This window comes from Streptomyces sp. Q6 (assembly GCF_036967205.1).
Lineage (GTDB): Bacteria > Actinomycetota > Actinomycetes > Streptomycetales > Streptomycetaceae > Streptomyces > Streptomyces citrinus.
The window spans coordinates 4,739,835-4,751,175 of the sequence record NZ_CP146022.1 but is presented as its reverse complement, the minus strand read 5'-3'; the positions used below and the strand labels follow the sequence as shown (position 1 = coordinate 4,751,175).

The following is an 11,341-nucleotide window of genomic DNA, read 5'->3' as shown; positions in this document are numbered from 1 at the left end:
GCGCAGGCAGCTTCGTTGCTCACCTGTGGGGGGCAAAACCGCACACCTTCCTTACGATCCACGCCCCCGAGACCAAAACCGCCCCCGATCCTAAGCGACTTTCGGGACCCACTTGGACTCATCGGTCAGTGACGTGTACGACGCCCTAGCCGATCAGCGCCCGCCGCAGCCGCTCCTCCTGCACCCGCCAGAAATCGTGCTGCGCGCCATCGATCAGGACGACCGGGATCTGCTCCCAGTACTTCCGGTACAGCTCCTCGTCCTCATTGATGTCCTTCTTCTCCCAGGGCGCGCCGACCTCGGCGCAGACCTTCTCGATCACCGCCTGTGCGTCGTCGCACAGATGGCACCCCGGCTTGCCGATCAGCGTGACGAGGCGCTCCTGCGGATTCTTCTTCTCGCTCCGGCGAAAAATGGGACTCATACCGGCCATTCTGGCCCCCTTCCCGCACCCCTTACGACGCCTTGCGTAGCCGGGATTTCACAACGTGACAGCTTCCCGAAATCCGCTCGACCCCGGAACCGGGGAACGGACTGGCTATGCTCACGACATGGCCGCTCTCGGATGGCTCACACCCCGTAGGCGCTCCGCCACCGCGCGGAGCGTGCTGGCAGGCGAGGCCTCGGCCGAGGCCGCCCGCAAGTCCTCCCAGGAGCTGGAGGAGCAGCAGGCGCTCGACCAGGCCGCCGAGGAACCGGAGTTCCCGGTCGTCGGCGACGACAAGGCCGCCGCCTTCTTCGACCTGGACAACACCGTCATGCAGGGCGCCGCGATCTTCCACTTCGGGCGCGGCCTCTACAAGCGGAAGTTCTTCCAGCGCCGTGAACTGACCAGGTTCGCCTGGCAGCAGGCCTGGTTCAGGCTCGCCGGTGTCGAGGACCCCGAGCACATGCAGGACGCCCGCGACAGCGCGCTGTCCATCGTCAAGGGCCACCGGGTCTCCGAGCTGATGTCCATCGGCGAGGAGATCTACGACGAGTACATGGCGGAGCGGATCTGGCCCGGCACCCGCGCCCTCGCCCAGGCCCACCTGGACGCGGGCCAGAAGGTCTGGCTGGTCACCGCCGCACCCGTGGAGATCGCCACGGTCATCGCCCGCCGCCTCGGCCTGACCGGCGCCCTCGGCACGGTCGCCGAGTCCATCGGCGGCGTCTACACGGGCAAGCTCGTCGGCGAGCCCCTGCACGGCCCCGCGAAGGCGGAGGCCGTCCGGGCGCTGGCGTCGGCGGAGGGCCTGGAGCTCGGCCGCTGCGCCGCGTACAGCGACTCCCACAACGACATCCCGATGCTCTCGCTCGTCGGGCACCCGTACGCCATCAACCCCGACGCGAAGCTGCGCAAGTACGCGCGCGAGCGGGAGTGGCGCCTGCGGGACTACCGCACCGGCCGCAAGGCCGCGAAGGTGGGCATCCCCGCCGCGGCCGGAGTCGGCGCGGTCGCGGGCGGCACGGCGGCGGCGATCGCCCTGCACCGCCGCCGGCGCTGACTCCCGGCGCCGATCGAAGGGTCTTACCCCGCACCGGCTCCCGCCAGTCACGCGGATACCACTCGGCCACAAGGCGTCACGAGCGCAACCGGAACATGACCTAATCCGATCAACAAGTGGTCACTCTCCGGTACTTGAAGCATCGCCGATCAGCTACAGAAGTGACGGAATCGATGATTTGAGCAACTGGGTGTAGCGCTCCCTGCACGAAGCGTTATTCTCCTCAGACGCAAACCGGTACCCACGCGTCAGTACGACGGGTGAACGGTCCCGCACTGCACGTGATGGAAGCTCTGCCTCTGGGAGTCCCGTGTTTCAACACGTCGGGGTTGACGCCTCGGGCCTGGCTACGCTGCGCGCAACGGTCGTAGACCGCTTGCGCGGCTTCGTCCCCACCGCGTACGCCGTCCCCGCCCTCGCCGTCGCCGCGCCTGCCGTGGCCGGCCCTGCCGGTCCGTGCTTCGCCATGGCCGACTCCGGTGCCGCCACGGTCGGCAGACGCGCACGCTCCGGGGCCGCCGGAGCCTCGAGCACGTCCACCGCCCGCCGGCCCGCCGCGGACAGCGACAGCGCCCGCATGATGGATCTGGTCGAGCGCGCCCAAGGCGGCGAAGCCGATGCCTTCGGGCGCCTGTACGACCAGTACAGCGACACCGTCTACCGCTACATCTACTACCGCGTCGGCGGGAAGGCGACGGCCGAGGACCTCACCAGCGAGACCTTTCTGCGTGCCCTGCGCCGCATCGGGACCTTCACCTGGCAGGGCCGTGACTTCGGCGCCTGGCTGGTCACGATCGCGCGCAACCTGGTCGCGGACCACTTCAAGTCGAGCCGCTTCCGTCTGGAAGTGACCACGGGCGAGATGCTCGACGCCAACGAGGTGGAGCGTTCCCCCGAGGACTCCGTCCTGGAGTCCCTGTCGAACGCGGCACTCCTCGACGCCGTACGCAGGCTGAATCCGCAGCAGCAGGAGTGCGTCACGCTGCGCTTCCTGCAAGGCCTGTCCGTCGCCGAGACCGCCCGCGTGATGGGCAAGAACGAAGGCGCGATCAAAACCCTTCAGTACCGGGCCGTGCGCACCCTGGCCCGACTGCTGCCGGAAGACACACGCTGACATCCCGGACACCACCCCCGCTTCACTCACCGACCGCTGTCGTCAACTCACCTTCCGTGAAGGCGAGATGGGATCGCGGTCGGATCATCTTTCGTCCGTAACCCAAGTGCCGCGCCGCTCGTTGTGCGGGATGCAGGCTCCCTGTGGTCACTCCCGACCTGGCTTGGCTCACTCGATCGTGTGCAAGCGGGCCGGGCGTGCAACCCCAGGACCCCCTGGGGAGTCGATCGTCATGACGAGAGGAGGTGCCGCCAGTGATCGCGAATGTCTCGGCACACCGGCGGGCGAACGCCTTCGCCCAGGCCCTGGAGGACGACTCCGACCAGGGCGCGGCGGCGCAGCAGCCGGAAGACCCGGCTGCTCGACAGGGCGACCAGGCCGAGCAAGGCAGGCTACTGTCCCTGGCCGCGGGCCTCGGCGAGCTGCCCAAGCCGGAGCTGGACCCCGAGGTCAAAGTGGTGCAGCGGGCACAGCTCGTGGCAGCCATGGAGGCCATGTTCAAGGAGGGCACGAGCCCGTCCGTGCCGGAGCAGCGCTCGAAGGGCGCCCACCGGGCGACTTCACTGCGCAAGCTGCGGCCCCGCTCCCGCCTGTCCAAGGGGATCGCGGCGGGCGGACTCACGGTCGGTGTGGCGGCGGGCGCGTTCAGCGGCGTGGCCGCGGCGAGCTCCGACGCCCTGCCGGGTGACCACCTCTACGGCCTCAAGCGCGGCATGGAGGACCTCAAGCTCGGCATGGCCGACGGGGACTCCGACCGCGGCCGGATCTTCCTGGACCAGGCGTCGACGCGGCTGAACGAAGCGCGCCGGCTCATGGACCGAGGCCGCGGCGGCCAGCTCGACCACGAGTCCGTGGGCGAGGTCAGGCGCGCGCTCTCCGGGATGCGGTACGACGCGTCGGAGGGCCACCGGCTGCTCAGCGAGGCGTACAAGCGCGACGGCTCGCTCGGCCCGATCCAGGCCCTGTCCGCGTTCTCCGAATCGCACCGGCAGAGCTGGACCGCGCTCAGCGACAAGCTCCCGGTCCAGCTCGGTGACGTACGGGACCAGGTGAGCTCGGTCTTCGACGCCATAGACCAAGAGGTCGACCCGCTGCGCTCGCTGCTGCCACAGCCCCCCGACCAGGGTGGTTCGCCCGGCACCGGCCGTCATCGGGCCACGTCACCAGGGACCTCCGATCCCGATCGCTCGGCCCCGTCCGGCTCCGCCGGCAGCGACCGCGGCGGCTCCACGTCCAGCAAGCCGAAGCCGTCGAGCTCCGGCTCGCGCGAGGACGACGGCGGCGGACTGCTCGGCGACACCACGGGCGGCCTCCTGGACCCGCCGGACGACGAGAAGTCGACCCCGACGCCGTCCCACGGCAGCTCCAGCGGCACCGGCACCACCGCACCGGACGTGACCCTGCCCCCGCTCCTGCCGGGCCTGCTGCCAGGCCTGGGCATCGACGGCGAGGACGCGAAGTAGCGAAGCGGCACGGAAGCGGAAAGGGGCCCGGGAAACCGGGCCCCTTTTCCCGTAGCCGCGCCCTCCAGCCGCACCCTCAGAGGAAGCCTTCGCAGGCCCGCCTCAGAAGAACACCGACCGCCGCTGCACCAGCAACTTGTACAGCGTGTGCTGGATCTGTTCGCGGACCTGGTCCGTCAGGTTGAACATCAGCATCGGGTCCTCCGCCGCCTCGGGCGGATAGCCGTCCGTCGGGATCGGCTCCCCGAACTGGATCGTCCACTTCGTCGGCAGCGGCACCGCCCCCAGCGGGCCCAGCCACGGGAACGTCGGCGTGATCGGGAAGTACGGGAAGCCGAGGACCCGGGCCAGCGTCTTCGCGTTGCCGATCATCGGGTAGATCTCCTCCGCCCCGACGATCGAGCACGGCACGATCGGCGTCCCCGCCCGCAGCGCCGTCGAGACGAACCCGCCCCGCCCGAACCGCTGCAACTTGTACCGCTCGCTGAACGGCTTCCCGATGCCCTTGAAGCCCTCCGGCATCACCCCGACCAGCTCGCCGCTCTCCAGGAGCCGCTGTGCGTCCTCCGCACAGGCCAGCGTGTGACCGGCCTTGCGCGCCAGCTCGTTCACCACCGGCAGCATGAACACCAAGTCGGCCGCCAGCAGCCGCACATGGCGCTCCGCCGGGTGATGGTCGTGCACGGCGACCTGCATCATCAGGCCGTCCAGCGGCAGCGTCCCCGAGTGGTTGGAGACGATCAGCGCCCCGCCCTCGGACGGGATGTTCTCCACGCCCTTCACCTCGACCCGGAAGTACTTCTCCGCGATCGGCCGCAGCAGCGACATCAGGACCTGGTCGGTGAGTTCCTTGTCGTAGCCGAACTCGTCGACGTCGTAGTCCCCGGTGATGCGCCGCCGCAGGAACGACAGACCGCCCGCGATCCGCCGGTCCCAGCCACCGCCCCGCTTCTCCGGTTCCCCGGCCTCACGCGGCTCGGCAGCGGGCTCCGCCTGCTGCTGCACGGGCAACGGCTTCACCTCGCGCACGGCGGCGGGCTCGCCCGTGCGCCGGCCGCCACCCGGGCCCCTGCGGCGCGCGGCCGCACCCTTGCCGACCGCCCCCCGCGACCTGTCGTCGTCGAACGGAATGACCTTGGCGTCCGCCATCGTTGATGCGCTCCTCAGTTGGCGCTCTGCGTCGGGGGGTGGCTGGGCGTGCGGTCGCCGCCCAGGAAGGGCAGCGCGGCGATCCGGTCCACGGCCCCCGCGAGGGCCTGCGGCGGCAGCAGTCCCGGACCTCGACCCCGTACGAAGTCCGCGAAGGTCTCCGCCGTCGTGTACTTGGGCCTGAACCCCAGTGTGTCGCGCATCTGGGCCGTCGACACCACCCGCCCGTGCGTGAGCAGCCTGATCTGCTCGGGCGAGAAGTCCGTCACCGCCAGCGTACGCAGCACCCCACCCACCCAGGTCACGGCAGGCAGCAGCACGGGGACGGTCGGCCGACCCAGCCGGCGCGAACACTGCGACAGCAGCAGGACGCCGTCCCCCGCGATGTTGAAGGTCCCGCTGTTGAGCGTGCCGCGGTCCGGATCGTGCGAGGCGATCCGCAGCACCTCGATCACATCGTCCTCGTGCACGAACTGAAGCCGCGGGTCGTAGCCGAACACCGTCGGCAGGACCGGCAGCGCGAAGTACTCGGCGAGCGGCGAATCCGCCGTGGGGCCGAGGATGTTCGCGAAGCGCAGCACGCAGACCGCGACATCGGGGCGGCGCCGGGCGAACCCGCGCACATACCCCTCGACCTCCACCGTGTCCTTGGCGAAGCCGCCGCTCGGCAGCGACTTCGGCGGCGTCGTCTCGGTGAAGACGGCCGGGTCGCGCGGCGCGGACCCGTACACGTTCGTACTCGACTTCACGACGAGGCGCTTCACGTTCGGCGCCTTCTGGCACGCGCCGAGGAGCTGCATCGTCCCGATGACGTTGGTCTCCTTGACCGAACCGCGGCCACCGCTGGCCAGCGGCGTCCCGGTCACGTCCATGTGCACGACGGTGTCCACGTGGTGCTCCGCGAGCACCCGCGCGATCGTCGGCTGCCGGATGTCCGCCTGGAGGAAATCGGCGCCGCCCAGATGATGCGCCGGCGGCACCGCGTCCACGCCGATCACCCGGTCGACCTCCGGGTCACGCTGGATCCGTCGTACGAACCGACCCCCCAGCTGCCGGGCCACCCCGGTCACGAGCACGACCTTGCCCAAGATCAGCGCCTACCTTCCGTCCCAGCCCCGCCGCGCTCCGCATCCACTGCTCGCGGCCCACGTTAGCGGGTCGGTGTTGCGCTGTGATGACCGCACGATGCAGGAAGTGACGACAGCCACAGACACACGTACAGGCCGTTGTCGCTTGAACTTCGCCGGTGAACCCGTGCCTGTTCAACGAACCGGCTCCTACGCACTGTGGCCCTCCCACCGAACGGTGAAAGGGCCACAGTGTGCGCGCTTGACGCAGCGATCGCTTACTTCTTGTTGCGACGCTGCACGCGGGTGCGCTTCAGCAGCTTGCGGTGCTTCTTCTTAGCCATCCGCTTACGCCGCTTCTTGATAACAGAGCCCACGACTACCCTCGCTCACTTCTCGGACGACCCCCGCGGTGCGGGGACAATCACTCGGTGCGGGGCTGCATTGGGGCCCACACGACCTACGGAGGGCCAGCCTACCCCGCCCGAGCGCCGAGCTTGAAATCGAGGGCTCCCCGAGATCTCCCGAAGGGTCTCCCGGGGGCGCCGATCAGGCTGTTTCCACCCCCACATAGGACTCGCGGAGGTACTCGTGAACCGCTTGCTCCGGGACTCGGAAGCTCCTCCCCACCCGGATCGCGGGCAGATGACCGCTGTGCACCAGTCGGTACACGGTCATCTTGGACACACGCATGACCGAGGCCACTTCCGCCACGGTCAGGAACTGCACCTCGTTCAGAGGCCTGTTGTCACCAGCAGCCATGACACACCTGAACCTTCCGCACTCGACGGCCACCGGCTTCCCCTTCCGGTGACTCAACGTCGTTGCGTGCTCACTCCCCAGACTAGGGGCGTGTGGTGCGAGTGGGGAAGAGGAGCAGCGATCGGCCGCCTACTGTGACAGACACGCTCGATTGAGTACATAGCGAGTAAGCGGTCGGTAGTAATCAGACCGCACAGCGTCATCAAGCGGAACGACGACGGACACCTGCCCCTCGGCCTCACCGACGAACAGTGCGGGATCATCCGTATCGGCCAGGCCGATGGCCTCGAACCCCAACTGACCTGCGCCGCAGACCCATCCGTGGTCCCCCACGACCAACCCCGGCAGGGGGTCGCCGGCCTCCGCGAGCGCGGCCAGGGCGACCCGAACCGGGAGTGGCGAGTGGGTGTGTGCGCCGGTCTCACTACCAGGGGGCCACGCGCCCGGTTCGCGCACCAGCGCGACTCCTCGTACGTAGTCAAGGTTGTACGTACGTAGACCAAACCGGGTCGTTATGTCGACACTGCGACCCTGCGCCGGGGTGAGGACAGGGCATCCCGCCGCCGACAAGGCGTCCGCCAACGCGGCGTAGAAACCAAGCAGTCGATGCGGATGACCCGTCCCGATCAGTACCGGGGAGCGACGGTCGAGGGCCCGGCCGAGCCGGTCCGCGAAGGCGTCGAGCGCCGTGAGCGTACGCTCGGGATCGATGACGTCGTACCCGGAGGTGTGGTCGGGGTCCGCCGAGACCCCGCACTTGTCGGCCATCAGCGCGAGCAGGTCCCGCCGGCCCCAGGCCCATTCGGGATCGAGCCCGAGCAGCACACGCGGATCACGCGCCTCGAACAGCCGGTAACTGCGCAGACTCTCCTCGCGGGAGGTCGCCACGGGCCCGGCAAGCCGAGCCGCCAACAGGTGCGCTCGCAGGGCGCCGGTGCTCAACACCCTTGTGATGCTGGTCCATTCAGAGACCAGGTGCCTACAAAACGTCCAAACACCCCACAGTCGGAGTAACGGCCGCCGTGGCGCCTTCCTAAGGAAGCAGCCCCCGCAGCGGGAACGCCGCCTTACGTGTCGCCAGGATCGCCTGGTCGAGCCGGTCGGCGGGGTCGTAGCCTGCCCCCCACTCCCGGAACTCGACGGGCCAGCGCCCGTCCGTCATCCGCGTCGGCGCCAACTGCCGTGTCCTTGCGAACACTTCCTGTCGCCATCCGTCGGGAATCACGGTCTCTGGCGTGATCTCCCGCCCCGCCGCGATCGCCACCAGATGCGTCCAGGACCGCGGCACCACATCGACCACGGCGTATCCGCCGCCGCCCAGCGCGATCCACTTCCCGTCCGCGTACTCGTGCGCCAGCTCGTGACAGGCGACCTGCACGGCCCGCTGCGCGTCGAGCGAGACGGCCAGGTGCGCGAGCGGGTCCTCGAAGTGCGTGTCGGCGCCGTGCTGCGTCACGAGCACCTGCGGCCGGAACTCCGCCAGCAACTCGGGTACGACGGCGTGGAACGCCCGCACCCAGCCCGCATCGCCGGTCCCCGCGGGCAGCGCGACGTTCACGGCCGTCCCCTCGGCGGGCCCGTCGGCCCCGGTCTCCTCGGGCCAGCCGGTCTGCGGGAACAGCGTGCGGGGGTGCTCGTGCAGGGACACGGTGAGCACCCGCGGGTCCTCCCAGAACGCGGCCTGCACCCCGTCGCCGTGGTGCACGTCCACATCCACGTACGCGACCCGCTCGACGCCCAGTTCGAGGAGTCGCGCGATGGCGAGGGCCGCGTCGTTGTAGACGCAGAACCCGGAGGCCGCCCCCGGCATCGCGTGATGCAGCCCGCCGGCGAAGTTCACGGCGTGCAGCGCGTCCCCGCGCCACACCGCCTCGGCCGCGCCCACGGACTGCCCCGCGATCAGCGCGGACACCTCGTGCATCCCGGCGAACGCCGGATCGTCGGTGGTACCGAGCCCGTACGCCTGGTCGGCCGCCTCCGGGTCCGCCGACGCGGCCTTGACCGCAGCGATGTAGTCCTCGCGGTGCACGAGGCGCAGCGTCGAGTCACCGGCCCGCTTGGCCGCGACGACCTCGATGTCCCGCTCAAGTCCGAAGGCTCCGACGAGACGCCGGGTCAGATCCAGTCTGACCGGGTCCATCGGGTGCCCGGATCCGAAGTCATACCCCGCTACCGCCGGGTCCCACATCAACTGCGCGCGGCCGCTCATGTCCGCCACCGTATCGGTCCTTCCCGCTCCCGAAGGCAGGGGCGTACACGAGCGTCACCAGCACCAACGCCATCGGCACGAGCATCGCCCCGCGATAGCTCCACGCATCGCCCAGAGCCCCCACAAGCGGCGAACCCACCAGAAAACCAACGTAATTGAAGATATTGAGCCGGGCGACGGCGGCGTCGGACGCGTTCGGGAACATCCGTCCCGCGGCCGCGAACGTCTGCGGCACGATCACACACAGCCCGAGCCCCAGCAGCGTGAACCCGAGCATCCCCACCCAGGCCCCCGGCGCCACGGCCACCACTCCGAACCCGGCGGCGGCCACCACGGTCCCGCACCGCACCACGGCCACGGCCCCGAACCGCCGCACCCCCACGTCCCCGACGGCCCGCCCCACGAGCGTCATCACCATGTAGACGTTGTACGGAACGGTCGACATCTGCTCCGAGCTGCCCAGCACGTCCTGGAGGTACTTCGCGCTCCAGTTGGAGACCGTCGAGTCACCGATGTACGCGAACGACATCACCAGGCACAGCGGCAACAGCATCTTGAAGACGACCCCGCCGGACTGCTGCCGTGCGACCTCGTCCTCGACGGCCGCGTTCCCGTCGACGTACCACCGGCTCCCCACCAGACACAGCGGCAACAGCACGGCGGCGACCGGCAGATACGAGACGAACAGCGACAGGTCCCAGTGCGCCCCGACCCAGGCGAGCGACGCCCCCACGATCCCGCCGAAGCTGTACGCGGCGTGGAACCCGAGCATGATGCTGCGCCCGTACGCCCGTTGCAGGCTCACCCCGAGCATGTTCATCGAGGCGTCCAGCGCCCCCACCGCGAGCCCGAACGCCCCGAGCGCCACGGCGACTTCGGCGAGGCTGTCCCCCGCTCCCACGCCGAGCAGCGCCAGGAGCACGACGGGCTGCGACCACCGCAGCACCTGGCTGGGCCGAACCCGCTTCACCAGCTGTTCGGTGCCTACGCTGCCGACCCCGGCCAGGATCGGCACGGCGGCCAGGAAGACGGGCAGCAGCCCGTCCGATATCCCGTACTGGTCCTGAATGGCGGGGATCCGGGTCACCAGCAGCGCGAACGCCGCCCCCTGCGCGAAGAAGCTGAAAGCCAGCGATCTCCGCCCCCACCGCAGCTCGCCCGCTATGCCATCGGTGCCATCGCTCATGGCGGCACAGCGTATGCCCCTCACCTACCGCTGGGTAGATGGATCAAGCTCCGAATTCACCGCGACAGCAGCCCCAGCAGCTCCCGCATGTCACCGAACAGTCCGGTGGCCCCTTCGAGGCGCTCGGCCGGCGTCATGCCCGTGAACCCGTAGACGTCCATCCCGGCGGCGACGGCCGCCCGTACCCCCAGCGGGCTGTCCTCGACGACGACGCACCGCTCCGGCGCCACCCCCATCCGCTCGGCCGCGTACAGAAACAGATCGGGCGCCGGCTTTCCTCGCCCGACATCCTGCGAGCTGAAGATCCGTTCGTCACTGAACCACTCGTCGAGCCCGGTCTTCCGGTGCCCGACCCGAATCCGTTCATGACTGCCCGATGACCCCACACAGAACGGCACCCCGTCGGCGGTCAGCTTCTCCAGCACGTCCACGACACCGTCGACGGGTTCCAGTTCCCGCTCGAACGCGGCGAACACTCGCGCGTGAAAGACGTCGTCGAAGTCCGCGGGCAGCCGCTCCCCGGTCCGCTCGTACACCACGTCGTGTACGCGGTGCATGGCGGCGCCCATGTAGTCCCGCAGGGAGTCCTCGTACGAGGTCGGGTGCCCGAGTTCGGTGAGATAGGCGGCCAGGAGCGTATTGGAGAGGGGCTCACTGTCGACGAGAACACCGTCGTTGTCGAAGATGACGAGGTCGTAGCGCATACACACGACACTAAACGACCGCTATTGCCCTGGAACGCAGAAAAGCCCCGTGCCAGAGGCACGGGGCTTTTCCCTAAAACTTGTTCGGCGGCGTCCTACTCTCCCACAGGGTCCCCCCTGCAGTACCATCGGCGCTGTGAGGCTTAGCTTCCGGGTTCGGAATGTAACCGGGCGTTTCCCTCACGCTATGACCACCGAAA

The 11,341-nt window shown here is 69.3% G+C and carries 12 protein-coding genes and 1 rRNA gene; 3 read left to right on the top strand and 10 right to left on the bottom strand.

The window, feature by feature from the left end; all coding sequences use genetic code 11:
- Nucleotides 1-145: 145 nt before the first annotated feature.
- On the bottom strand, nt 146-424 hold the full coding sequence (locus tag V2W30_RS22240; protein WP_338699043.1) for a glutaredoxin family protein: 279 nt from the start codon (nt 422-424) through the stop codon (nt 146-148).
- Between the two features lie 127 nt (nt 425-551).
- On the opposite strand from V2W30_RS22240, the gene V2W30_RS22235 reads away from it, so the two are divergent.
- From V2W30_RS22235 to V2W30_RS22225, 3 genes are all read left to right on the top strand, one after another.
- Nucleotides 552-1,487, top strand: a complete 936-nt coding sequence (locus V2W30_RS22235; protein ID WP_338699042.1) for an HAD-IB family hydrolase — start codon at nt 552-554, stop codon at nt 1,485-1,487.
- A 310-nt stretch (nt 1,488-1,797) separates the two neighbouring features.
- Nucleotides 1,798-2,601, top strand: coding sequence for an ECF subfamily RNA polymerase sigma factor, BldN family (locus V2W30_RS22230; RefSeq protein ID WP_338699041.1), 804 nt, complete (start codon nt 1,798-1,800; stop codon nt 2,599-2,601).
- Nucleotides 2,602-2,855: 254 nt separating this feature from the next.
- Nucleotides 2,856-4,064: a DUF5667 domain-containing protein gene (locus V2W30_RS22225; protein ID WP_338699040.1), complete on the top strand. Its 1,209-nt coding sequence runs from the start codon at nt 2,856-2,858 to the stop codon at nt 4,062-4,064.
- Nucleotides 4,065-4,166: 102 nt separating this feature from the next.
- On the opposite strand, the gene V2W30_RS22220 is transcribed toward V2W30_RS22225, so the two are convergent.
- The 9 genes from V2W30_RS22220 to rrf all read right to left on the bottom strand — a co-directional run bounded on the left by V2W30_RS22220 (nt 4,167) and on the right by rrf (nt 11,340).
- Nucleotides 4,167-5,213 (bottom strand): lysophospholipid acyltransferase family protein, encoded by a 1,047-nt coding sequence (locus tag V2W30_RS22220; RefSeq protein ID WP_338699038.1) that lies wholly within the window; start codon nt 5,211-5,213, stop codon nt 4,167-4,169.
- Nucleotides 5,214-5,227: 14 nt separating this feature from the next.
- Nucleotides 5,228-6,301: an NAD-dependent epimerase/dehydratase family protein gene (locus V2W30_RS22215; RefSeq protein ID WP_338699036.1), complete on the bottom strand. Its 1,074-nt coding sequence runs from the start codon at nt 6,299-6,301 to the stop codon at nt 5,228-5,230.
- Between the two features lie 257 nt (nt 6,302-6,558).
- Nucleotides 6,559-6,657: a 30S ribosomal protein bS22 gene (locus tag V2W30_RS22210; protein ID WP_003948845.1), complete on the bottom strand. Its 99-nt coding sequence runs from the start codon at nt 6,655-6,657 to the stop codon at nt 6,559-6,561.
- Nucleotides 6,658-6,829: 172 nt separating this feature from the next.
- Entirely contained in the window at nt 6,830-7,042 is a 213-nt protein-coding gene (locus V2W30_RS22205) for a helix-turn-helix domain-containing protein (protein ID WP_338699034.1), read from the bottom strand.
- A gap of 129 nt (nt 7,043-7,171) precedes the next feature.
- A complete protein-coding gene (locus V2W30_RS22200; protein WP_338699033.1) occupies nt 7,172-7,987 on the bottom strand; it encodes a phosphatase in 816 nt (271 codons plus the stop codon).
- 88 nt (nt 7,988-8,075) lie between these two features.
- Nucleotides 8,076-9,251 (bottom strand): acetoin utilization protein AcuC, encoded by a 1,176-nt coding sequence (locus V2W30_RS22195; RefSeq protein ID WP_338699031.1) that lies wholly within the window; start codon nt 9,249-9,251, stop codon nt 8,076-8,078.
- Nucleotides 9,202-10,437, bottom strand: a complete 1,236-nt coding sequence (locus V2W30_RS22190; protein ID WP_425244581.1) for an MFS transporter — start codon at nt 10,435-10,437, stop codon at nt 9,202-9,204. The genes V2W30_RS22195 and V2W30_RS22190 overlap by 50 nt, the downstream gene beginning before the upstream one ends.
- A gap of 56 nt (nt 10,438-10,493) precedes the next feature.
- Nucleotides 10,494-11,141, bottom strand: a complete 648-nt coding sequence (locus V2W30_RS22185; protein WP_338699029.1) for an HAD family hydrolase — start codon at nt 11,139-11,141, stop codon at nt 10,494-10,496.
- Between the two features lie 82 nt (nt 11,142-11,223).
- Nucleotides 11,224-11,340: ribosomal RNA gene (gene rrf / locus V2W30_RS22180) — 5S ribosomal RNA — on the bottom strand.
- Nucleotide 11,341: the final 1 nt, after the last annotated feature.